General features: G+C 44.3%; 24 protein-coding genes and 1 riboswitch. Of the genes, 13 read left to right on the forward strand and 11 right to left on the reverse strand.

Annotated features, from left to right (window positions below; translation table 11 throughout):
- Window positions 1–109 precede the first annotated feature (109 nt).
- Both HC026_RS04420 and HC026_RS04425 read right to left on the reverse strand, forming a co-directional pair.
- Window positions 110–1,387, reverse strand: coding sequence for an O-acetylhomoserine aminocarboxypropyltransferase/cysteine synthase family protein (locus HC026_RS04420; RefSeq protein WP_168924778.1), 1,278 nt, complete (start codon window positions 1,385–1,387; stop codon window positions 110–112).
- Between the two features lie 369 nt (window positions 1,388–1,756).
- Window positions 1,757–1,909, reverse strand: coding sequence for a hypothetical protein (locus HC026_RS04425; RefSeq protein ID WP_168924779.1), 153 nt, complete (start codon window positions 1,907–1,909; stop codon window positions 1,757–1,759).
- A gap of 131 nt (window positions 1,910–2,040) precedes the next feature.
- Between HC026_RS04425 and HC026_RS04430 the strand changes: the two genes are divergently transcribed.
- Together HC026_RS04430 and HC026_RS04435 are read left to right on the forward strand one after the other, a co-directional pair.
- A complete protein-coding gene (locus HC026_RS04430; protein WP_168924780.1) occupies window positions 2,041–3,207 on the forward strand; it encodes a hypothetical protein in 1,167 nt (388 codons plus the stop codon).
- 19 nt (window positions 3,208–3,226) lie between these two features.
- Window positions 3,227–3,562 (forward strand): hypothetical protein, encoded by a 336-nt coding sequence (locus HC026_RS04435; RefSeq protein WP_168924781.1) that lies wholly within the window; start codon window positions 3,227–3,229, stop codon window positions 3,560–3,562.
- An 87-nt stretch (window positions 3,563–3,649) separates the two neighbouring features.
- Here HC026_RS04435 and HC026_RS04440 read toward each other — a convergent pair whose 3' ends face one another.
- Window positions 3,650–4,489, reverse strand: coding sequence for a DegV family protein (locus HC026_RS04440; RefSeq protein WP_168924782.1), 840 nt, complete (start codon window positions 4,487–4,489; stop codon window positions 3,650–3,652).
- 142 nt (window positions 4,490–4,631) lie between these two features.
- On the opposite strand from HC026_RS04440, the gene HC026_RS04445 reads away from it, so the two are divergent.
- Window positions 4,632–4,808: a hypothetical protein gene (locus tag HC026_RS04445; protein ID WP_168924783.1), complete on the forward strand. Its 177-nt coding sequence runs from the start codon at window positions 4,632–4,634 to the stop codon at window positions 4,806–4,808.
- 9 nt (window positions 4,809–4,817) lie between these two features.
- Window positions 4,818–5,312 (forward strand): O-acetyl-ADP-ribose deacetylase, encoded by a 495-nt coding sequence (locus tag HC026_RS04450; protein WP_168924784.1) that lies wholly within the window; start codon window positions 4,818–4,820, stop codon window positions 5,310–5,312.
- Between the two features lie 76 nt (window positions 5,313–5,388).
- Here the strand turns inward: HC026_RS04450 and HC026_RS04455 are convergent, their stop codons facing one another.
- On the reverse strand, window positions 5,389–5,577 hold the full coding sequence (locus tag HC026_RS04455) for an LBP_cg2779 family protein (protein ID WP_168924785.1): 189 nt from the start codon (window positions 5,575–5,577) through the stop codon (window positions 5,389–5,391).
- Window positions 5,578–5,867: 290 nt separating this feature from the next.
- Between HC026_RS04455 and HC026_RS04460 the strand changes: the two genes are divergently transcribed.
- Window positions 5,868–6,464, forward strand: a complete 597-nt coding sequence (locus tag HC026_RS04460) for a C40 family peptidase (RefSeq protein WP_232843620.1) — start codon at window positions 5,868–5,870, stop codon at window positions 6,462–6,464.
- A gap of 104 nt (window positions 6,465–6,568) precedes the next feature.
- Window positions 6,569–7,129: a hypothetical protein gene (locus HC026_RS04465; RefSeq protein ID WP_168924786.1), complete on the forward strand. Its 561-nt coding sequence runs from the start codon at window positions 6,569–6,571 to the stop codon at window positions 7,127–7,129.
- 80 nt (window positions 7,130–7,209) lie between these two features.
- Here HC026_RS04465 and HC026_RS04470 read toward each other — a convergent pair whose 3' ends face one another.
- The 5 genes from HC026_RS04470 to HC026_RS04490 form a co-directional block, all read right to left on the reverse strand.
- Window positions 7,210–7,560, reverse strand: a complete 351-nt coding sequence (locus tag HC026_RS04470; protein WP_168924787.1) for a hypothetical protein — start codon at window positions 7,558–7,560, stop codon at window positions 7,210–7,212.
- Between the two features lie 58 nt (window positions 7,561–7,618).
- Window positions 7,619–8,275, reverse strand: a complete 657-nt coding sequence (locus HC026_RS04475) for an energy-coupling factor transporter transmembrane component T family protein (protein WP_168924788.1) — start codon at window positions 8,273–8,275, stop codon at window positions 7,619–7,621.
- Window positions 8,272–9,711 carry an ABC transporter ATP-binding protein gene (locus tag HC026_RS04480; protein ID WP_168924789.1) on the reverse strand — a complete coding sequence of 480 codons (1,440 nt, stop codon included), beginning with the start codon at window positions 9,709–9,711 and terminating at the stop codon, window positions 8,272–8,274. Before HC026_RS04480 ends, HC026_RS04475 begins: the two co-directional genes overlap by 4 nt.
- A 15-nt stretch (window positions 9,712–9,726) precedes the next feature.
- The gene (locus HC026_RS04485; protein ID WP_168924790.1) at window positions 9,727–10,299 is read right to left on the reverse strand and encodes an ECF transporter S component; all 573 of its coding nucleotides are present in this window, start codon (window positions 10,297–10,299) and stop codon (window positions 9,727–9,729) included.
- 103 nt (window positions 10,300–10,402) lie between these two features.
- Window positions 10,403–10,493, reverse strand: a riboswitch (TPP riboswitch).
- A 56-nt stretch (window positions 10,494–10,549) separates the two neighbouring features.
- Entirely contained in the window at window positions 10,550–11,773 is a 1,224-nt protein-coding gene (locus HC026_RS04490) for an MFS transporter (RefSeq protein ID WP_168924791.1), read from the reverse strand.
- A 268-nt stretch (window positions 11,774–12,041) separates the two neighbouring features.
- Here HC026_RS04490 and pyrF point away from each other — a divergent pair, with 268 nt between their 5' ends.
- Genes pyrF through HC026_RS04510 form a run of 4 tightly spaced genes read left to right on the forward strand, consistent with a single transcriptional unit; the run spans window position 12,042 to window position 15,079 of the window.
- The gene (gene pyrF, locus HC026_RS04495) at window positions 12,042–12,752 is read left to right on the forward strand and encodes an orotidine-5'-phosphate decarboxylase (protein WP_168924792.1); all 711 of its coding nucleotides are present in this window, start codon (window positions 12,042–12,044) and stop codon (window positions 12,750–12,752) included.
- Window positions 12,753–12,754: 2 nt separating this feature from the next.
- Window positions 12,755–13,399 carry an orotate phosphoribosyltransferase gene (gene pyrE / locus HC026_RS04500; RefSeq protein WP_211089405.1) on the forward strand — a complete coding sequence of 215 codons (645 nt, stop codon included), beginning with the start codon at window positions 12,755–12,757 and terminating at the stop codon, window positions 13,397–13,399.
- A 17-nt stretch (window positions 13,400–13,416) separates the two neighbouring features.
- Window positions 13,417–14,223, forward strand: a complete 807-nt coding sequence (locus HC026_RS04505; protein WP_168924793.1) for a Cof-type HAD-IIB family hydrolase — start codon at window positions 13,417–13,419, stop codon at window positions 14,221–14,223.
- A 52-nt stretch (window positions 14,224–14,275) separates the two neighbouring features.
- Window positions 14,276–15,079 (forward strand): Cof-type HAD-IIB family hydrolase, encoded by an 804-nt coding sequence (locus tag HC026_RS04510; RefSeq protein WP_168924813.1) that lies wholly within the window; start codon window positions 14,276–14,278, stop codon window positions 15,077–15,079.
- Window positions 15,080–15,196: 117 nt separating this feature from the next.
- Here the strand turns inward: HC026_RS04510 and HC026_RS04515 are convergent, their stop codons facing one another.
- A complete protein-coding gene (locus HC026_RS04515) occupies window positions 15,197–16,156 on the reverse strand; it encodes a nucleoside hydrolase (protein WP_168924794.1) in 960 nt (319 codons plus the stop codon).
- Window positions 16,157–16,409: 253 nt separating this feature from the next.
- Between HC026_RS04515 and HC026_RS04520 the strand changes: the two genes are divergently transcribed.
- Together HC026_RS04520 and HC026_RS04525 are read left to right on the forward strand one after the other, a co-directional pair.
- Complete coding sequence (locus HC026_RS04520) at window positions 16,410–17,429, forward strand: PrsW family intramembrane metalloprotease (protein ID WP_168924795.1); 1,020 nt, start codon at window positions 16,410–16,412, stop codon at window positions 17,427–17,429.
- A gap of 1 nt (window position 17,430) precedes the next feature.
- Window positions 17,431–18,444 carry an NAD(P)/FAD-dependent oxidoreductase gene (locus tag HC026_RS04525; RefSeq protein ID WP_168924796.1) on the forward strand — a complete coding sequence of 338 codons (1,014 nt, stop codon included), beginning with the start codon at window positions 17,431–17,433 and terminating at the stop codon, window positions 18,442–18,444.
- 229 nt (window positions 18,445–18,673) lie between these two features.
- On the opposite strand, the gene HC026_RS04530 is transcribed toward HC026_RS04525, so the two are convergent.
- Window positions 18,674–20,842, reverse strand: a complete 2,169-nt coding sequence (locus HC026_RS04530; protein WP_168924797.1) for an LTA synthase family protein — start codon at window positions 20,840–20,842, stop codon at window positions 18,674–18,676.
- A gap of 168 nt (window positions 20,843–21,010) precedes the next feature.
- Here HC026_RS04530 and HC026_RS04535 point away from each other — a divergent pair, with 168 nt between their 5' ends.
- A complete protein-coding gene (locus tag HC026_RS04535; protein ID WP_168924798.1) occupies window positions 21,011–21,667 on the forward strand; it encodes a histidine phosphatase family protein in 657 nt (218 codons plus the stop codon).
- Window positions 21,668–21,766: the final 99 nt, after the last annotated feature.

Genomic DNA, 21,766 nt, shown 5'->3' on the forward strand with positions numbered 1-21,766 from the left:
CAAAAAGCCGACTGTTGAAGTCGGCTTTTCATATACAGGTATTATTGGTGTTTCCAGTCGTTTAGAAATGAGTAAAAGCTGAGAAATTTGCAGGTCATTTTTTACTCAATTAAATCTTGTCTAATGCCTGCGATAAATCGGCAATTAAATCGTCTGCGTTTTCAATCCCAACTGAGATCCGAATCAAATCAGGCGTGATGCCAGTTGCCTTCAGTTCTTCTTCATTCAGCTGAGCGTGAGTGGTTGAAGCCGGATGAATGATCAGTGAGTGAGCGTCACCAACGTTAGCCAGTAACGAAAACAGTTCAAGGTTTTCAATCAGTTGTTTCCCCGCTGCTTCGCCACCCTTAAGCCCAAGGGTAAAGATTGACCCCACACCCTTAGGGAAGTACTTCTCAGCTAATGCGTGGTATTTGCTTTCTGGTAGATTAGGATAGTTGACCCAAGCGACCTTGGGATGATCGTTTAAGAAGACAGTGATCTTCTCCGCGTTAGCAACGTGGCGTTCCACTCTCAGAGATAGGTCTTCTAAACCTTGAAGGAGTAAGAACGAATTAAAGGGACTGATGGCAGCACCAGTATCACGCAATGTTTGGGCGCGAACCTTCGTAGTGAAAGCGGCTGGGGCTAAATCACTCCAGACGATGCCGTTATAAGTTGGGTCTGGGGTGGTAAAGTCTGGATACTTGCCGGAAGCGGCATAATCGAATTTGCCGTTTTCAACGATGACACCACCCATGGATGTTCCGTGACCGCCGATGAATTTGGTAGCGGAATGGACAACCACATCGACACCATGATCCAGTGGCTGAATCAGGTAAGGGGTGCCAAAAGTATTGTCGGCAATTAAAATAATACCGTGGTCGTGGGCCACTTTTGCGACAGCCTCAATATCGATTAAATTAATCCCTGGATTGCCGATGGTTTCGATGTAAAGTGCCTTGGTGTGGTCGTCGATGGCTGCGGCGAAGTTCTGAGGGTCATCCGGATCAACGAAGGTGGTGGTGATACCTAATTTGGGCAGCGTCACACTAAATAGATCGTAAGTTCCACCATAAAGCGTACTGGCAGAAACGATGTTATCACCGGCATTAGCGACGTTTAGAACGGCAGCTGTCACCGCTGCTGCACCAGTTGCCAGTGCCACGCCGGCAGTCCCGTTTTCTAGTGTAGCAACTCGCTGCTCCACAACGGAAGTCGTCGGGTTAGTCAGTCGGGTGTAAATGTTACCTGGGTCAGTTAATGCGAAACGACCGGCAGCCTGAGCCGCATCTTTGAATACGTAAGAGGTGGTTTGATAAATTGGAACTGCCCGAGCACCGGTTTCGTCGACCGTCTGTCCTGCTTGTACCTGTTTGGTTTCGAAATGTAAGTTATTTTCAGTCATATTTATCTCTCCTTATTTTTAATGAACGATTGTGTGCACTGAGATATGTGTATCAGAAAACGAAAAAAGCGTTCGTTCCATACCAGCCTAAAGCCAGTATGGGACGAACGCCGTGTTACCACCCATTTTCACGATTCATTTGCATGAATCGCCTCAACGACACCTTTTGATGTCTGGGATGGTAACGCATCCTTGCGGGTCAGTTGCGTGAACAGCTTACCGTCAATACGGGTTCATTCGCCAAATCGGACTATTCCTGCCTTTCACTAAATGCAGGTCGCTGTAGAGAGCCTCATCGGGTACTATTCCCATCAGAATTTCATTATCTAATTGTAATCTAATATAGTCGGTTGGAAATTATAAGTCAATCTATTTCTTAGACTTTTTCGAAAATAAGCCTTTGAACCAGGAAAAAATCGGGCCCCAGTCCATCATACCGCCTGAGTTGGGTGGTGTTTTGACGTCGACTTTAATTTCTGGCAGGCTATGCTGTGAGGCACCTTTTCGCGATTTGTCGGGCATGGTAGATTCTCCTTATTGATGAAATGAATTTTAACTATATTTTAACGCAAATTAATTGTTTTCAGGCTCAAAATAGCGTAAAGTTTCAGTGTTGTCCTAGATTAATGACCCAACAGAGAGGTGGTGCAGCAATGAATTCGATCATGAATGATCTGCAATATGCGTTGCAACGAAAAGCTTTAGTAAATGTTTATCAGGCTAATCAAGATATTGTTTACACAGGATACGTGGATAACGTTGATGATGCAGGCATTATTTTAACCACTTTTGACGATAGTGGCAGCGAAGACGGCGCCGTTTATCTGACGTTTGCTGTGATTGAATTTGTTGAATTCGAAAGCGACGACCTCGATAATATGCGGTATCGAATCGAAAACGCATCAGCTGAGCACTTTTTTACGTTTGGTCGGCTGACGACTAGTTTTAACATGGATCGGTCACTGATTCGCCAGGTATTAGAATCGGCAATGGTCGATGAAGCAACTGTGATGGTACTGGATACTAGCAATACGCAGTTGCAAGAGGGCGAAGTGACCCGGATCTCGGCCCACGATTTTGATTTCCAAGTGTTTAACAAATTTCACTTGGATCAACACCCGTTGCTGACCATTGATTTTAAAGATGTGGGTTTAATTGAATTTGAGGGTAAAGAGCTTACCTTACAAACCGCTGCTATGGGTTATTTACAAACGTTGACACCAGTTAAAAAGGTATCGGTGTCAAGCTTAACCAATATTGCCGCAGCCCTCCATGAAGCGGAGAAAACGCAGCAGTTGCTTTCCATTAAACCGGTTGCGGACGAGGGCATGTTCTTTGTTGGCCGGGTGAATACAGTCAATGAAAATAGTGCCATTATTAATCTGGTGGATATGACCGGCCAGTTTGGCGGCTATTGGCTGGTGAAGCTGACCGCCATCGCAAAGGTAACGACACAATCTGATTATTTGGCAGTGATGAAAACTTATATCACTCTGGATAAAACGCTGGGTGTGACCGCACAACCAGGAATCAACGATGAGCGTTTGTTTGACGGCAACGATGATTTATTCCAAGAAGTCTTGAGCCAAGCGACGAAGTTCCAGCGAGTCATCCGCATTCAACTGAACGATGACGACAACGTTACCGGCTACATCAGTAAATTTGGTGGGAATGAAATTATCTTTCATCTTATTGAGCAAGGGACGGTTGTTGATAAGGTCGGGACACTTATTGACTTAAGCGACATTGATGAGGTTGCGTTTGATTACATGGACGCGATGTTAACCGAAAAACAGTTGCGTAATCAAGGTGAACTATAGGGGGGGAGGATCTCCGTTGATGAAAAAATGGCAGCAAATGCCCAAGTGGTTCAAAGATACCATGGCAATCATTGTGCCGATGGTAATTTTGCTGATTTTATATGACCTTCTGTCACCACAGTTTACGCATCAGCCCTATTCAATCATGACCCTAGTCGCGTTTCCGTTTCAGGTACTGATTGCGTTTGCGCTATTAGGCTTCTATAACTATCATAAAATTAAGGTAAACGAAAAAGATAAAGCCAAAAAGGCTGAAGCAGCACGGATAGAGCAACTTAAAAAAGAACAGCAGGAACGCCAGCACGAAGAAAATACTCAGCGTAATAAGGCTGTAAAGCAAAATCGGTCAGAGTGACACGATTCGGTAGTTTCCAGAATATAACGTTAAATGGCGCCATCCCCATGGTTTTATCGGGATGGCGCCATTTAATGTGATCAAGTATTAGTCAGTGTAGAATTCAATCGCTAAAGCACCGACACTGGTGTAAGTACTGATGACGGGACCAGCTTCGTGAATGGTGACCAGTGTGTTGGGTAAAGCCGCTTTAATTTGATTGGCGACCTCACTTGCCTGAGTTAAATTATCCACGTGAGTTAGGCCAACTTTAGCTGGCGCGAGCAACTTGATTCGCTCCACTAAGTCGGCGATCTCTTTGCGGATGAACCGTTTACCACGGCCCTTAGCGGCGACTCTAAGTTCGCCGTCTTTGACTTCAGCCATCACCTTGATGTTCAACAGGTTGGCGATTCCACCAGCAGCTTTACTGATTCGCCCGCCCCTGATGAGATTTTCCAGGGTGTTAAGGAACACATAAATTTCGGTGTTTGAGCGGTGCAAGTCAATGGCATTGATGATCGTATCCATCGGTGCACCATTTTTAGCTAATTTGGCAGCGGTAATCACTTGAAAGGCTAATCCTCGGTCAATTGACAATGAGTCAACAACGGTGACCTTAGTTGAAGACATTTCAGCGGCCTGTCGAGCTGCATTCACGGTACCGCTTAGAAAATGGGTAAGATCAAGGCACAAGACTTCATCGCCGTTTTTTCCAAGTTCATCGAAGACTTCCAGAAATTGGCCGATGGAAGGCTGGCTGGTTTTAGGAAGCTCTTCATCGTTCACCAAGTGACTGAGAAATTGCGCGTTGGTGATTTGAACACCATCATTTAAAAATTCTTGTTTGCCTAAACGGACGACTAGCGGCACCACAGTAATCGGCAGCGTAGCCAGTTCTTCAGCTGTTAACTGAACGGTTGAATCCGTTACGATTTGAATAGACATAAGTCCACCTCTTTAACAAAATCAATGCCATGAATCAAAGGCATCGTCATTCACCAATCTCAAGTTTGGCAGTATACTTATTATGCGTACTACGCATATTATACCGTAAAATCAACGTAATATATGAAAGATGGGTTTAAAAATGAGCGATTCAACAAAACATGATGATTCAGATGAGAATCAACCCAAGCAGACGCCATTGAATCTAAACGATTTAGCGTCAAATCCAATGCGGGTTGGAATGGCTAGATTAGGAAAAGACAAACGACCCAAATCAGCACAGCCCAAAAAGCATTGGTGGACACGGAGAAAGAAGTGAGGGACTTATATGGCAGATTTACGATTGATCAAAGGTGATATTACCACTTTTAATGGCGATGCCATCGTTAATGCCGCCAACACGGGCTTAGTTGGTGGCGGCGGAGTGGATGGCGCCATTCACCGCGCGGCAGGGCCGGAACTTGATCTTGCCTGCCGTAAGCTTCACGGCTGCCCAACAGGAGAAGCAAAGGTGACACCTGGCTTTAATTTACCAGCTCGGCTCATTATTCATACCCCAGGGCCGATTTGGCGTGATGGTTCCTTTGAAGAACCCAAGTTATTGCGAAGTTGTTATGAGAATAGCTTGAAACGGGCGGTAGAAAACAACTGCCAAACGGTGGCTTTTCCGTCTATTAGCACGGGAATTTATGGGTACCCATTGGCCGATGCTTGTCAGATCGCAGTTTCATCGATCCGTGGGTTTGACGCACCTCTAGAAGTAACCATGGTAGCCTTTGATGAAAGGACCTATCAGGCGTTTAAACTGGCAATGGCTGACTAGAAAAGTCGCTAATTTATCAGACTTAATCTGGTAATTAGCGACTTCTTTAATTCATTCTTGAGTTGAATACATTGCTCTAGTTAACACCGATAAAATGATTGAGAACTGCAGTTTCTTCAGTGGTTGGGCTGCTTTCCATTGACTTAATATTGTGCAACCGTTCAACTGTAATGTGAAGATTTAAGGCCAGTTCAGTATCCGTAAGATTATGTTTCTTTTGATATTGAATAATTTTTTCTGCAATACCGCTAACTTCTTGCTCCATAATATACCTCCACCTGATATGACTTAAAACTAAACACAACTTTATCTACATCTTATTATATACGATTTTCGGGAGTCCGCCAAAGAATTCGAGTTCTGTTGGTTGTTGAAACAGTTTTGAATTAACGTCTGTTATATTGTGAAATGATTCAACACTGCGGTATAGCAAGGAAACGAGCACTACGGACACCATCAAACATGACTGTTACACAAAGACAATTCAGCTGTAATCTTTTCGTGATGTTGTAACGGTATGATTAACACAATTAATCATTATATGAGGTGAAAAATTTGAAATTAACAAACAGTTTAATCGTTCTGACGGCTGCAGTTTCATTGTTTGGTGCAACCATGACCACAGCATCCGCTGCAACAATCCAAGCATTACCTAACCAAGAAGCCACACAGGCGGCTCATGATGCCGTTGAAGGTAGCAGTACGACCAGCTATTCAACAGACTCGGCTCAATCAACTCAGAGCAATTCCAGTGCGGTCATTGCCGGTGGTCAAACCGCTTCGACTTCACGTGCGAAGGCAGTAGTGAATTTAGCTAAAAAGCTTGCTACCATGAATATTCCTTATGTCTGGGGCGGGGAATCCTTAAAGGGGATGGACTGCTCAGGCTTAACTGATTATGTTTATGCCCACGCCGCCAACGTGCAACTTGGACATTATACGGTCACTCAAGAAAGTAAAGTAACATCAAAGCCAGTATCACAAGCAAAACCAGGCGATCTGCTGTTCTGGGGCGCTGCTGGCGCCACGTATCACGTTGCTATTTATATCGGAAACAATCAGTTTGTTGCGGCTCCTCAACCAGGTCAAAACGTCGATGTGGAAACAATCAACAGCTACTTTATGCCCGATTTTGCGGGGACAGTCAAGTAAGCATTGTTTTAACCTCGTATCTATTTGCACTCATGGTATAATGGGCGTAAATGAATAAGGGGGAGAGGCGGACTCTGTGGGATGAGTTTGCCGAATAATAAGTTATGAAGCAATTAATTAAAGTCGTATTACCATTAGCTGTTTTAGGGTTACTTGGCGGTTGCGGTTCACAGTCTAAGTCAAGCTCAGATGCCTCTAAACCCAAAACTGCCAAAGTTGCCAAAAGTAATAATAATACCAGTGAAACTAGCGACTCATCAGCAAAACAGGGTTCTTCTGAATCTGATTCGGCTTCAGATGGTGCTAACGGTTCAAGCGGCAGCAATCAGAATGCCAATCAGCAGACGAAGGCTAAAAACGGTAAAACTACTGCTACCAGCCAGTCACATCCTACGGTGACGCAGCAGTCGGTTGCCAATCGCATTTCACAGTCACTGAGCAGTCAATACACGCCTCAGGACTTAGCCTTTCAATTTAGTCAATCTGGTGCCGGTATCTATACTGTGCAGGTGCAGGAGAATCATCAGTCTCCTAACATGAAGGCTAGGGGGGCAGATCCGACAACCAGCCCAACTATCGCCTGGTATAAGACCAATGCCAACGGTCAATTACTTAAGTCCGTTGATGGTGGCGTGAGCTACGTGCTAGTGGGTAACGCTTATTAATTTTAAAACCATATCAAAAAGCAATCTGATTACAGTTAACTTTAGCTGTAATCAGATTGCTTTTTTAAGCTGGTATGCTGCTACCACATACCGTGCTTTTTTCGAATCGATGATCGGAATCCAAACAGCGCCACGATGAAGGCAAAAAATGCAATTGCTGCAATGATTGCCCATAGCCAGCTGCTGGTTTGAACTAACACAAAGTAGCCTACCCCAATCGAACTGAAAAAGGTTAGTAGTAAGGATAAGAAGAGGTTGTCGGTGCCGTAAAATGCTTGACCAATCGTCAAAACAATAGCGCCCGTAAAGACGGTCTCGCCACTGACTGGACTTCCTGCATGATAGAAAAAGGCACCCAATTCCAATAGTGTACCTAGTACCATTACAGTTACACCGAACGCCGTCGTGAATTTAAGTGGTTTTCGAGCCATAATGATCACCTTCTTTATACTATATTATAATTCTTTTAGGTGAAATAGGGTAATCATATTATTGCAGGTGGAGGCCAAATAGTGCAATTTGTAACAGAAGTAGACTGCTAATCATAATGCACCAGTCCCACCAGTGAACCCGAATTTGCTTGAAGTATGTTCGTGGAGCACCCTCGGAAAAACCATGAGAAGTCATGGCTTCTGCCAAATTTTCTGACCAGTCCAAGGAGGCCAAGATGGCTTTAAAGTACAACTGGGGCGACCAGATATGAAGCGCCTGACCGCGCATGTTGCCGGCAGCTCGAATAACGTTGACCTCGCTGACAATTTTAGGGAGTAGGTCAAACGCACCTAAAAAGCCGTAAGCAAACTTACTTGGGATGTGGGCGTTCTGCTCCAATGACATGACTAAATCACTCACTGAAGTGGTTAAAGTTGCGGCTGAACCCACGAAAACATAGGCGTAGATACGGGTGAACAATACCAGGGCGAAATGCATCCCGGCGTTTGATTGCAACAAGATGGCTACCGCTAGTGCTACGGCTGGAATCAGAGGAACGAAGAATAAGAGTACCAACCGTTTTAGCGGTGGTCGACTGGTCAAAATGATCAATAGGCCAATGATTGCTAATGCTAGGTTAACCATCCAAGTACTGGTGAACGAGATTTCTAGCGCAATCAGGACGGCTAACAAGAATTTTAAACTTGGGTTCACGCTAATCCCTCCACATATTGTAATTGATTGTTTGCTAGTGTGACGTGGTAGTCGACTAAGGCATCGAGACCAAAGAGCTGATGGCTGACAATGAGCATCGTTTGGTGACAATCGTGGGCAACCTGTTTCATGATTGCCATGATCGTTTGCAGTGAGCTGAAGTCTAATCCGGTAAACGGTTCGTCAAACAGTAGAACGGGTGTGGCCATAATCAACATTTCTAGAATCTGTAATTTTTTCTTTTGCCCGCCACTCAGCGTATAGACGACATGATCTTGCAAATGGTCTAACTGCAGTTTTTCTAAAAATCCGGGCAGCCGTTCTTTAAAGTACGCCGCTGCTTGACTATTTTTTAGTGAGAGGGCTAATTCTTCTGCGACTGATACGTTTAGAAATTGCTGGTCGGCATCTTGAAAAACCAGTGCAACTTGCCGGTAAAGCTGATTGTTGCGAATTTTGGCAATTTCTTTTTGGTTAAGTAATAATGTGCCATCGTATTGATGCAATTTTGAGAGTGCCATCAGCAAAGTTGACTTTCCGGTACCGTTGGCGCCAGTGAGTAAGGTAATGTGATGCTTAAAAAAGTTGATTTCAGGTTGTTTTAGCAGAGTTGACGTACCCGCAGTTAAAGATAAATCATGCGCTGTGATCACGGGTTGATCAACTTTTGTTGGTAATGATAATTGTTGATCAGACGTATCTTGACGTTGGAAGGCCGCCATTTTTTCTTGGGCATCAGTTTCATTGAGTAGTGTCAGCGAGTTCCCCGTACCATTCAGGACGAATAGATGATCAATATAAGCATCATAGTCTTCCAGGTCGTGATCGGAAATGATGATCGTTTTGTGCTCTTCATGTTGCAGCTTTGCTAGTTTTGATAACAGTAGCTGACGCGCAACAGGATCCACGCTAGCAAAGGGTTCATCCAGCAGAATCGTATCGGCTTTCATAGCGATGATGACAGCCAAGGCAACCTTTTGTTTTTCCCCACCAGAAAGGCTGTTGAGCTGACGATGACGCAATGCAGTAATCTCTACGTATTCCAATGCGCGATCAACTCTCGACATCATTTCCGACGGTGGCACACACTGATTTTCCAATGTGAAGAGTAATTCACGTTCGACTGTGTCCATGGCGAATTGTTGATTAGGGTTTTGGAACATCATGGCAATCAGCTGCCCCCGATCAGTTTCGGGTATCTCACTGATTGGAGTGTGATTTAACTGGATTTCGCCATGTGTGATGACACCACCAAACTTAGGGTATAGGCCACTCATAATTTTCATTAAAGTGGATTTACCGGAGCCGGAGGGACCGGTGAGCAGTGAAAAACCGCCATCCGGAAAAGTCGCCGAAACATCAGCTAACGTGAGTGGCTTTTGCCCATCTTCAGTGGGATAGGAAAATGATAAGTGATTGATCGAAATCGTTGCCATGGTTATCCCTCAATTCTAGCGAGACTGAGTTTGCATCAAATGGGTGCGGTCGAGTAATTTGACAATTGCTTTAACCAGCAAGCCGGAAAAGATCCAAGTTGAAATTAAACGGATGATGAATAATGCAATCAACAGGCCAATGTGATACTTGGAATAGCCATTCCGGATCATGTCCCAACCAAAGGTGACAATGGTGGTGGTTAACACACTCAGATTCAAGCTGAACCAGTCATAGCGCTTGTAGCCGGTAAAGGTAAAGCCCAGTTCTGAAGCAACACCTTGAACGACACCAGAGATCATTGTACTTGCGCCCCATTGGCCACCCAAAAACATTTCGACAACGGAACCCAGGAATTCGCCTAAGGTAGCGGAACCAACTTTTTTAAAGATGTAGCCAGATAGTGGTCCAGCCATGACCCAAATTCCCATCACAACATCGTTAGCACCCGGTCCAAGACCAACGGGGGTTAAAGCAACCGTTAAAACGTTGTACAGCGGGCCGATGACCCAGTAGATCACGCCAAAGAAGATCGCAATTAAAGTTAAAAGAATAATGTCTCGTAAATGCCAAGCATTTGAATATTTCATCTTGTAAAGCCTCCATGTATTTGATGACTAAACGTTTTTCTGCACGAAAAAGCGTCAAAGATAAACGATTATCTTTGACGCTCCTTTTGGCTTTTATATCAGAAAAATAAATGCATTATGCTCCCTTCGCTGGTATTAACCAGATCAGGTTCAATGGGTGGTATCTCAGCCAAAAGGCACCCCAGATAACGTTTAGTTCAGTTGATAGTCTACACGGACTGGTCCGTATTTGCAAGCGAGCGAACGCGAGTTAAGCGCGACTCAACTTCTTTAGGTTCGGAATTGTTAGCATTGTGCAAAGACTGATGATGTAAAGAATTGACAGGAAGCCCATAACTACGAACAGGCTATAGTGATCCATCAAAAAGCCGATGACAACACTTGAGAAACCGCCGATCGCACGACCGATATTGACGATGACATTATTAGCGGTTGAACGAATCTCAGTGGGGTAAAGACGGGAAATGACCGCGCCGTAACCACCGAACATCCCGTTCGAGAAGAAACCAAGTACAGCACCGGCGATTAGCAAAGTAATCTCATTAATTGCCAAGGTGATACTAAACACGGCTGCTGCGGAGCAAACCAGAAAGATGCCAAATGCTAATCGGGGACCGAAGTAGTCCAGAATGCTGCCGAAAGTCATCATGCCAATGCTCATACCGACAATGGTGGCAATCATCCAGATTGAAGAACCGGAAACGCTCAAATGTAGTTTTTGCTGCATGATGGATGGCAACCAGTTCATTAAACCAAAGTAACCAGCGATTTGGACGATGACCATAACGCTAAGCGCAATCGTTTGATATGCTAGTTTTGGTGTTTTGAACAGGGCACTGATTCGGACCCGTTTGCTGGGATCAGTTTCGGCTTTGCTAGCTGCTAGAAATTCATCGCTTTCGTGCAGATGGCGACGGATGAAGTAGGTCAACCCCACTGGAATCAAGCCAAATAAGAACAGTGCCCGCCAACCTAATGCGGGAATGATAAAGGCAGCAGCAATGGCAGCTAAAATTGCACCAATTTGACCACCAATAGCTGCGATCGAAGTCATCTTACCGATTTTGTGATGGTTGAAGTTTTCCGCAATCAATGTAATACCAACGCCATATTCGCCACCAGCTCCGACGCCGGCAATAAAGCGGCAGAGGTAAATTAACGTAATGTTGTTGGCGAAATACATTGCAGCGGTGGCAAAAGCGAAAATAAATACGGTGTGGGAGAAAGTTCGAACTCTACCGAAACGGTCAGCAACGACGCCAAAAAAAATACCGCCCACTAGCATGCCCAAATTAGTGATTGATGAAATCAGTCCTGCCTGAGCACCGTTGATATGTAAATCAGCGATGATCGAAGAAAGCGCAAAGGAGAGAAATAAAACGTCCATATTCTCCAATGCGAATCCTGCCGAGGTAGAAGCAATCGTCCACTTTTGGTTCTTGCTTAGCGCGTGGTGTTGTACAGTAGTTTCCATATTCAGTTTCCTCCAAAATAAGTGCTCACAGGCACTTGTTATTTTTGCGGTTACAGTCGAACCGTTGCACGTATTGTGACATAGTTTGTTGACGAATACAAGTACTTCTTGACGCTGGCTGGTCGACTGATGTAAACTCAATTCAAGATATCTTTAACTTAGCCCAGTGAGACTAACAAGTTTACGGAAGAAGTCCATCTTCTTGATGGAACCAGTGAACCGTTTAGCGCTCGAGCTAAACGGTTTTTTGTGTAGAAAGGAGATTGTCATGCGTCCCATTATTATTGCGTTAGACTTTGAAGATCGTGATCAGGTATTCAATTTTCTAGATCAGTTTGACCATCAAGACCAATTATTTGTGAAGGTTGGTATGGAACTCTTTTACTTTGAAGGACCGAAGATTTTACTGGAATTGCGTAAGCGCGGCATTCAGGTTTTCCTTGATTTGAAATTGTACGATATTCCCAATACCGTTGAACAAGCGATGTATCAATTGGGACAGCAGGAAGTTTCCATGGTGACGGTTCACGCTGCTGGTGGAGCTGAAATGATCAGCAGGGCTAAGCAGGGGTTACTGCGAGGGAGTCAAAAAGCGGGTGTAAAACCCGCCAAGTTACTCGCTATTACTCAACTAACGTCAACCTCTGAGGAACAGATGCGAACCGAACAGCTGGTCAATGCAAGTTTAACGGAGTCGGTACGGCATTATGCGCAGCTAGCAGAGGCGAGTGGTGCGGATGGCGTCATTTCATCAGCCCTTGAAGACCCGATGATTCACCGCTCGACTAGTGATGATTTCTTATGTATCAATCCCGGAATTCGGTTAGCCTCGGACAGCGCGGACGATCAAAAACGGGTCGTGACGCCGGCCCAGGCTGCTGAATTAGGAAGTAACGGTCTGGTAGTTGGCCGTTCAATTACTAAAGCGGCTGATCCAGTTGCGGCTTATCAAAAAATTGCTGAAGAATGGGAGCTCTAATCATGAAAGAAATTGCACGACAAATTGCAGCCGATTTATTAGGAATTAATGCTGTCACGCTATCACCAAAAGAACCCTTCACCTGGGCTAGTGGAATTCAAGCACCAATTTACACGGATAACCGGCGGACGATTGCTTTTCCAGCTGTTCGGACCCACATTGCTGATGGTTTGGCAGAGTACATCAAGCAGAATTTTCCGTCTGCAACGGTGATTGCGGGGGTAGCAACCGCTGGGATTCCACATGCTGCGATCGTTGCAGATAAGCTGGAATTACCAATGAGCTATGTGCGTTCAAAGCCTAAAGATCACGGCACTGGCCAGCAGATTGAAGGGCAAATATTGGCGGCTGATAAAGTCGTCTTGATTGATGATTTGATTTCAACTGGCGGCAGCGTGTTAGGCGCTGCGAAAGCCGTTGAGCGGTCAGGAGCAGAAGTGTTGGGAGTACTGGGCATTTTCTCATATGAGTTACCAGATAGTACGGAAAACTTTGCCAAAGCAGAACTGTCCTTGCATACGCTGACCAATTACAGTACGCTGATTCAGTTGGCTAATGAGAACCAGGACATCGATCAAGCAGAACTTAATTCGCTGCAACAGTGGCGGCAAGACCCATGGCATTGGTTACCAACGCAAACTAAGTAAGCAACTGAGGTGATTAAATGACCATCAGATTAATTGCCACTGATATGGACGGGACCTTTTTGAATGATCAAAGTGATTATGATCACTCACACTTTCAACGACTCCTGACGAAGATGCAGGAACAGGGCGTTCGTTTTGTCGTCGCTAGTGGCAATCAGTATCCCCATTTACCCCAATATTTTAATGGTTTAACCGGCGAAATTACCTACTTAACCGAAGATGGAGCACACATAGTCTCAAACGGTGAGACAATCAGCGAAGATGTGATTCCACCGACCGTGTTAACAGCGTTTTTAAAGTGGATGCAGGACCAACCCCTATTCGAGCAAGCTTGGGTGTTACTTTCAGGCCGTCAAGCAGCGTGGACAGAAATGCTAGCCAGCTCAAAAAGATTCAAGCAATCCAGTTATTTTTACGGTAACCTCACACACGTGATGGATTTAACGGAAGTGACCGATGCCATTTATAAGGTCGATATTACTTGGCCATCGTTTGACGTTTCAAAGCAGGAAGCGTTAGTCAATCAGGCCTTCGCAGGTCAATTGCGAGCAACCTCCAGTGGTCTGGGTGGAATCGATGTCATTTTGCCCCACGTTAATAAAGCTTACGGTTTAGCTAAATTACAGCGAAAATGGCAGATTAGTCATGATGAAACCCTAGCTTTTGGCGATAGTGGTAACGATTTAGAAATGCTCCAGCAGGCTAAGTACGGTTACGTCATGAAGAATGCACCTGAGTTTGTTAAACAGCAGGTGGATTTAATCACACCACTGACGAACAACGATAGCGGCGTTCTTGCGGTGATTGAAGATTTCCTCAAATAGAATCAATGGGTTATACTAAAACTATTGTGAAGAAATCAATGAGGTGGATATGATGATCAAATTAGTAGCCCTGGATCTGGATAATACGTTACTGACCAATGATAAAAAAATTAGTCAAGTTAACGAACTGACTTTAAAAAAATTAGCAACAACCGGCGTCAAGATCGTTTTATGTACTGGGCGACCAATCAACGCCATTTGGCACTATATTGAACAACTTGGCTTGACGGGTGCTGACGATTATACGATTACCTTTAACGGTGCGCTGGTGATCAATAACACCAGCCGCGATGTTTTAGCTAAGCAGGGTTTGAGCAAGACGGATTTAGTACCGTTGCATGATTTTTGCAAAGCCAACGGGTTTCCCATGGACATCTTAGATTTTGAACAAGTTTATCCAGTGACTGATTTAGTCAAATCAATTTACACGTTGGGTGGCGGCATCAAGTTTAATCCCATGACCTTTGATGAATTGCCTGATCACTTATATGCCAAAGTCGTTGCTGCCCAAAAGCCCGCAGAGTTGGATCAAATGATTGCGGCGTTAACACCTGAGCTTCATGAAAAGTATCATATTGCCCGGTCACAACCGCACATTTTGGAATTTCTCAGCCCCACTACTGATAAGGCAGCTGGGTTACACGCACTATTGCAGCACTTTGGTTGGGATGAGAGCAATCTCATGGCCTTTGGTGACGCTGAAAATGATGCGGGAATGTTGAAAGCAGCTTCAGTAGGGGTGGCGATGGCCAATGCGATTCCTGAAATTACCGCGTTGACTCAATACCACACTGGTACCAACGAGGAAGACGGTGTGGCTGAGTTCGTGAACCAGTATTTTAAACTGAACGAGTAAATGAGATGTAAGCCCTGATTTCAACATCGAAATCAGTGGCTTTTTTGATATGGGAGAAGAAAACAAAAAGTACCCCCACAACTGTTTTCAGTTGTGGGGGTACTGCCGTTTATAAGTTTAGTTCTTAGCAAATAATCCTGTCAGATATTTCATGAAGGTTGCTAAATAACGATCGGCGTCAACGTTGATACCAACATTGACGTTAGTTTCAGGTTGATCCAAACGAGCTTGGTCACCGATTGTTCGACCATAAGTTTCCTTATCTGTGGAGACAAACATGTTGAGTCCAAGGGTGGTGATAAAACTTGGGTCTAGTGCAACACCAACGGCCAGTGGATCGTGCAGTGCACAACCAGGAACTTGTGGATTGGTTTCTTCGTAGGCTTCGATATAGTAGTCAACGATGTCAGCAAAGGCTGCACCAGCCTTGGTATTAAGCTCACGCCATTGTGAGGTTTCCTTACGGGTCAATAATGTCCGCAAAGTAACATCTAGGCCGACCATGGTTAACTGCATCGGGCTGGTGAAGACGGCGTTGGCAGCCTCAGCATCTTGGTTGATGTTGGCTTCTGCGTAAGCATTAACATTGCCTTCAACGGTTAATGCACCGCCCATAAAAGTAACGTTACCGATTTCAGTCGCGATTTCTGGGGCCTTTTCTAAGGCCTTGGCTAGGTTCGTCATTGGACCAGTTGGGACCAGTGTCAAGTCTTTACCGTACTTCTTAACTGAATCAATCAAGAAGTCGACACCTGAAGTCTTCTCTAATTGGCGCTTAGGTTCTGGCAGTTCAACTTGACCAATCCCATTTTCACCATGAATTCGGGCACTGACTTGCATCCGGTCGAAATGATCACTTGTAAGGGAGTGACTTTCGCCCAAATAAACGGGCACGTCGGGAGCACCCAGTAATTCCAAAATCTTCAGCGAGTTAATCCCGCCATCCTTCACGTAGACGTTACCATATGAGCCAATGATACCGATTAAATCAACATCTGGGGCTGCTAATGCGTAGGCAATTGCCAGTGAATCATCAATCCCAGTATCCAGATCCAAAATCATTTTTTTTGTAGCCATCAAAAAACCTCCATCGAACGATTTATACCCAACCGCTCTTTGATATTGTTGAAAGCGCTGCACTATACTCTTTAATGATAAGTGATGCGGCTTTGAAATACAAGAAATTTAAGGAGAATTCAACGTTACATCGCTGCTGTATTAAGGATTGATTGTCCATTGTGTAACGAGTCGGTTGCTACTTGAAAACGGACACATGTGGTACAATATTTTGTGTTCAGCTGTATGAGAAATCATAGACTTGGAGGAAAACATGACCCAGAATTTATCAGAAGAACAATTAAAGAAGAAGCACCGAGAAAACCTTCTGGACGATGCAACCAAGGAGCTGAACGAGTGGACGGGTGATGATACTGCAGTTGAAATTCACCTGTTTCGGATGTTTTCAGAGGTTTTCAAACGGCATAATAAGGATGAAGCGGATGCCTTATTTATTGTCGGTACCAAGAGGACAACGCCGAGTCTGGATGAAGTTTCTTCTGCGCCAGTAAAACCCTGGGTATTTTCGCGGGTGTTAGCTTTGCTAGGCTTGAGCTTTGCATTGTTAACGCTGCTTTTTCTTGTTTTTCACAGTGATAAAGCCGTGCCTGGGATGGTTTTTATTGGTTCGCTGGCGGTGCCATTTTCACTTGCAATTATGTTTTTTGAGATTAACGTGTATAAAAATATTTCCGTTTTTCAGGCGACTGAAGTTTTTCTGATTGGTGGTATCGCTTCGCTAGTGGCTACAATGGTGCTGTACCAAATCATTCCTTCAGGTAATGGAACAGATCTTGGATCGGCGTTAGCCATTGGTTTTATTGAAGAGACCGCCAAATTACTGATAATTGGTTACTTTATCAATAGTTTTAGGGTTAACTATATTTTTAATGGTATGTTGATTGGGGCTTGCGTCGGTGCTGGTTTTGCCGTTTTCGAGACCTCGGGATATACTGGTGAATTTGGCTTAGTTACTCTGTTTGTGCGGAGCTGGCAAGCAATCGGTACTCATACCATCTGGTCAGCTATTATCGGTGCTGCTATCATCCTCGCTAAGGTGCGTCACAAGCCAGTGAAGGGGAAAACGATGGTCAGACCAAAATTCTTGCGATTTTACCTACTAGCCGTATTACTTCATGCTTGTTGGGACTGGCAAGCGCCCGCACCATTTTTAGCGGCGTTTGACATTCAAAAATGGTTGATCATCATCGCGGGCTGGATTGCTGTTTTCGTTCTGATTGACGCTGGTTTGCGTGAAGTTCGAACTTTACAGGGACAACGGATTATTAATTAAAATGCTGAGAGAGGTGTCAAAGTTGGATAAACAATACGATTTAACGATTGTTGGCGGCGGTCCCGCCGGAATTTTTGCTGGATTTTATGCTGGTTTACGGGAAGCCTCCGCACAGCTGATTGAAAGCTTACCGGTTCTAGGTGGTCAGGTCAGTGCTTTATATCCAGAGAAACGGATTTTGGATGTTGCTGGAATTCCCGACATTCAGGCACAGCACTTAATCGATCAACAATTAGAACAATTTAAAGGCTTCCCAATTGATGTTAAGACTAATCAAACCGTTACCAATATCGAACCAACAGACGACGGGTTTACCATTACGACTTCCAGTGATAAGACTTATTCAAAGAATGTTGTGATTGCAGTTGGAAACGGTTCGTTTTCACCCCGGCCGTTAGCAATTGATAACGTCAAAGAATTTGAAGGTAAAAGCTTGTTTTACGCGATTACTGATTTAAGTCATTTCAAAAACCACCGTGTTCTTATCGCTGGTGGGGGTGATTCAGCTTTAGATGAAGCCTTGATGTTAGAACCAGTTGCCAAAGAGGTTCACTTAGTTCACCGGCGTAACGAGTTCCGGGCTCTGGAACACACCGTTGGACAGGTTAAAGACTCAACTATTGATGTCCAAACGCCATACATGATTAAAGCAATTGAGAAGAGTGATGACGGCATGCTAGTCACGATCAAGAAAATGCGTTCTGATGATGAAACCGAGACGTTAGAGGTGGATGATGTGATTGTCAGCTATGGATTCACCTCTGATCATAAAACGGTGGACGGTTGGAATCTGGATCTGGCAACGGATCACCGGCTGTTTTCCGTCAATACCCAAATGGAAACCAGTGTACCTGGAATCTATGCCATTGGTGATAGTGTGACTTATCCTGGTAAGCAGGCGCTGATTGCTACTGCTTATGGTGAAGCACCGATTGCAATCAATTCGATTATGGCTAAGTTATATCCTGATCGTCGAGGACCAATGCATTCATCGTCGATTATTAAGCAAAAATAATTAAAAACGGGTTGTGCCATAAGTCGATACTGGTAAGTATGTCGGTTAGCTTCGTTAATAACCGCTGCTTTATAATTGACTTTAGTTTGCGACTTGAATGTAGTCTTAACCTGTTCCACAACTCAGATTCCGGCCATATAAAACAAACTAGCACCATTCCGATAAAAACCAACGGAATGGTGCTAGTTTGTCTTATATTCTGGAATCTACCGAGTTGTGTCACACCTTGTTATTTGTCACCACTATTTGCGTCCGGGTTCGTAATCTTGATTCGGTTAGTATCCGTTGACTTATGGTGCAGTTCAGGTGCGTCGGTCTTATAATCTGACTGAGTTGATCGATTGCCATTTTCACTATACAAACTCGTTGATTTGCCCTTCAAGCGACGTTCAATATTAATTTCTTTGCTCAATCCATTAGCGTAGTTATACTTTGCTGGATCAACCGCTTTAAGTCCCTTGGGGTGATAGAACCGCAACAAGTTTTTCTGATTAAGTGAATCCGACAAGTTCAGTTCAAGTTTAACTTTCGCTTGTACTTGATTAATTTTGGCCTGTAATTTTTTATTTGGGTGGAGTTCTTGCCCAGTTTTGTTGTCATAAAGAACGTCGGATAAACAAGTATACTTATCGTTGACCCAATCCTCATTTCGGAAGGCCACAACTGGATCATGCGCTTTAGAAAATAGATCAGTTCCGAACTGAATATACTGCTTGGTACTGATACCTAATAGATGCAACAGTGTAGGCAGAACGTCAATTTCACCGCCGTACGTGTGGTCGACGTAACCACCCTTTGTACCCGGCATATTAAACATCAGGGGTACACGTTGCAGTTGAGCGTTGTCAAAGTCGGTCCAGTCACTGGGGTTCTTACCGAGGGCCTTAGCTAAACTGGTATTTTCAGAGTTGGAGATACCATAGTGATCACCATACAACACAACAATACTCTTTTTATCCAATCCAGTTCGATGCAAGTAAGCGTAAAACTCTTTGATGGATTCGTCCAAATAATGGGCGGTCTTGAAGTAGTTGTTAACCGTTTTATCCCCAGTGTTTGGCGCTTTAAAACCGTCGTCTTGATCCTCTTTATCTAGTGAGAATGGGAAGTGGTTGGTGACTGTTAAATACTTCACGTAAAATGGCTGTTGGAGACGCTGCAAGTACTTCACTGAGTCGTTGAACAAGAGCTTATCTTTCAGTCCAAACCCAAGCGACTTATCACCGGAAGTGTCGTAGTAACTAGCGTCAAAGAAGTACTGATAGCCGAGGTTCTTATAGGTGTTATTTCGGTTCCAGAAACTGGCAACATTACCGTGAAAAACGGCGGAGGTGTAGCCAGCTTTTTGTTTCAGAATTGATGGGGCACCCTGGAAGGTATTATCACTACCGAGCTGTGCGAATAGTGACCCTTGAGGTAAGCCATAAGTGCTGGTTTCTAGCATGTTTTCAGCATCACTAGTTTTACCTTGACCGACTTGATGAAAGACATTATCAAAGGCATAGGTTGATTGACTGTGGTAGAGCTTATTCAAGAAGGGGGTAACTTCTTTACCATTCACTTTTTTATCAATCATGAACTGTTGGAAACTCTCTAAGTGCAACACAATGACGTTTTTACCCTTAGCTTTGCCATAGTACGATTTATTCGGTTTGGCGTAATGACTATGGACAAACTTTAAAATGTCAGTTAGCTGTGATTTTTTGGCGGTCGCTCGGACATCGCTATTGTGTTGCGTTTTGGCACCGTCATACATGGTGAAGGTGTCTAAACCCAAGTATTTGACAACATAAGACCGGTCAAACGTTTTAGTTAATAACTGTGGCCGGTTCATTTCACTGATTGCCATATTGAACCCAAAGGCTAAGAAGCCTAATGAAGTGACGGCGAAACCGGCCCGCCAGTTTAGCTTCTGGTTGTCGGTTTTGATTCGTCTGGTGAACAGTAATGCCGCGATGACAACTAGATCGATCCAGAAGAAAACGTCGTGAAAGTTAGCCAAGGCAACAGAACTGCCACTAAGCCCCTGATTGACTTTGTTGTATCCCAGCATGGTGGAAACCGTCATGAAATCAGTAAACTCACGGTAGTAAATGACGTTTAGGTAAAGTAACACGGTATTTAGGATATCCAGCACAATGATTGACGTATAAAACAGCCGGGTGCGCTTGATATATAGCGCCAGGCTGTAGAAAATGATTGCAGTAGGAATTGAATTTAGAATATACAGAATGAACTGCAGCGGATCGTTGAGTCCAATGTGAAAATCAACGAAGTAAGCCAGCAGAGTTTTTAGCCAAAAACAGATGAGCAGCAACGTAGCAAAGCCCAGTCGCGTATCCGTTTTTTGCCATAAGCGCTTTAAAAACAGCAAAATAATGACTCCTTTTAACGACATATTGATGTTCATAAGTTTAGCAGACTTTTGGCAGTTGTGCCGGATTAGAGGGAAAATTTAGCAAAATATAAGAAGTGTTTTTTGCAAGTCAGCGCTTTCATTTTAACGTTTTGGTTACATTCGGATGGTGATATACTGGGATTAACTAAAGAAATGAGGTGTCAAGTTATGACAAAACTCAATTTATACGTTGTTCGTCATGGGCAAACTTACTTTAATATTTACAATAAATTACAAGGCTGGAGCAACTCGCCTTTGACACAAAAGGGGATTGATGGCGCTGTGGCTACGGGGAAGCGGTTAGCCGATATTCATTTTGACGCCGCTTATTGCAGTGACACCACTCGAGCCATGGATACGGCTAAACTCATTTTAAAAGAAAATCAGGCGTCAAAAGTAACCGAACCGCAGACGGCGATGTTCTTCCGCGAAGAGTTTTATGGCTACTACGAAGGTAACGATATGGCGCAGGCCTGGTATTTAGCTGGTGCTCCCCATGGGCTACCAACCTTTAAAGATATTGTGACCAAGTATTCGATTGGCAAGGCCAAGGATTACTTGAAGGAGGCGGATCCTTTCCACCAAGCCGAGAATAACGAGGAGTATTGGGCACGGGTAGATCAAGGTTTTGATCTTATTAGGCGTAATCCAGAGCTTAAAGACGGCGACAACGTGCTACTGATCAGTCACGGGAATACGTTGCTAAGCCTGATGGAACGTTATGGCGGTGGTAAGTATGATTTAACGGTCCGTCCGGCAAATGGCAGTTTGACGAATTTAACCCTGACGGATGATGATGTGATAGTGGAAAGTTATAATAAATAGCAAGGTGCGCAGCCAAGCGGTTAAAGACCGAAGCACAAGATAAGGCCACCGGAATTCCCCGAACTTGGGAATTTTGGTGGGCTTGTGTTGTGAGCAGGT

Origin of the sequence: Secundilactobacillus angelensis (assembly GCF_012641075.1) — a bacterium.
Taxonomy (GTDB): domain Bacteria; phylum Bacillota; class Bacilli; order Lactobacillales; family Lactobacillaceae; genus Secundilactobacillus; species Secundilactobacillus angelensis.

Bases quoted from the DNA above. Each gene is read 5' to 3' on its own strand.
- HC026_RS04530 (WP_168924797.1), bottom strand. From the start codon at position 20,842: ATGTCGTTAAAAGGAGTCATTATTTTGCTGTTTTTAAAGCGCTTATGG.
- HC026_RS04520 (WP_168924795.1), top strand. From the start codon at position 16,410: ATGACCCAGAATTTATCAGAAGAACAATTAAAGAAGAAGCACCGAGAA.
- HC026_RS04505 (WP_168924793.1), top strand. From the start codon at position 13,417: ATGACCATCAGATTAATTGCCACTGATATGGACGGGACCTTTTTGAAT.
- HC026_RS04450 (WP_168924784.1), top strand. From the start codon at position 4,818: ATGGCAGATTTACGATTGATCAAAGGTGATATTACCACTTTTAATGGC.
- HC026_RS04430 (WP_168924780.1), top strand. From the start codon at position 2,041: ATGAATTCGATCATGAATGATCTGCAATATGCGTTGCAACGAAAAGCT.
- HC026_RS04465 (WP_168924786.1), top strand. From the start codon at position 6,569: ATGAAGCAATTAATTAAAGTCGTATTACCATTAGCTGTTTTAGGGTTA.
- pyrE (WP_211089405.1), top strand. From the start codon at position 12,755: ATGAAAGAAATTGCACGACAAATTGCAGCCGATTTATTAGGAATTAAT.
- HC026_RS04425 (WP_168924779.1), bottom strand. From the start codon at position 1,909: ATGCCCGACAAATCGCGAAAAGGTGCCTCACAGCATAGCCTGCCAGAA.
- pyrF (WP_168924792.1), top strand. From the start codon at position 12,042: ATGCGTCCCATTATTATTGCGTTAGACTTTGAAGATCGTGATCAGGTA.
- HC026_RS04525 (WP_168924796.1), top strand. From the start codon at position 17,431: ATGCTGAGAGAGGTGTCAAAGTTGGATAAACAATACGATTTAACGATT.
- HC026_RS04435 (WP_168924781.1), top strand. From the start codon at position 3,227: ATGAAAAAATGGCAGCAAATGCCCAAGTGGTTCAAAGATACCATGGCA.
- HC026_RS04420 (WP_168924778.1), bottom strand. From the start codon at position 1,387: ATGACTGAAAATAACTTACATTTCGAAACCAAACAGGTACAAGCAGGA.
- HC026_RS04445 (WP_168924783.1), top strand. From the start codon at position 4,632: ATGAGCGATTCAACAAAACATGATGATTCAGATGAGAATCAACCCAAG.
- HC026_RS04470 (WP_168924787.1), bottom strand. From the start codon at position 7,560: ATGGCTCGAAAACCACTTAAATTCACGACGGCGTTCGGTGTAACTGTA.
- HC026_RS04490 (WP_168924791.1), bottom strand. From the start codon at position 11,773: ATGGAAACTACTGTACAACACCACGCGCTAAGCAAGAACCAAAAGTGG.
- HC026_RS04440 (WP_168924782.1), bottom strand. From the start codon at position 4,489: ATGTCTATTCAAATCGTAACGGATTCAACCGTTCAGTTAACAGCTGAA.
- HC026_RS04515 (WP_168924794.1), bottom strand. From the start codon at position 16,156: ATGGCTACAAAAAAAATGATTTTGGATCTGGATACTGGGATTGATGAT.
- HC026_RS04480 (WP_168924789.1), bottom strand. From the start codon at position 9,711: ATGGCAACGATTTCGATCAATCACTTATCATTTTCCTATCCCACTGAA.
- HC026_RS04455 (WP_168924785.1), bottom strand. From the start codon at position 5,577: ATGGAGCAAGAAGTTAGCGGTATTGCAGAAAAAATTATTCAATATCAA.
- HC026_RS04535 (WP_168924798.1), top strand. From the start codon at position 21,011: ATGACAAAACTCAATTTATACGTTGTTCGTCATGGGCAAACTTACTTT.
- HC026_RS04485 (WP_168924790.1), bottom strand. From the start codon at position 10,299: ATGAAATATTCAAATGCTTGGCATTTACGAGACATTATTCTTTTAACT.
- HC026_RS04510 (WP_168924813.1), top strand. From the start codon at position 14,276: ATGATCAAATTAGTAGCCCTGGATCTGGATAATACGTTACTGACCAAT.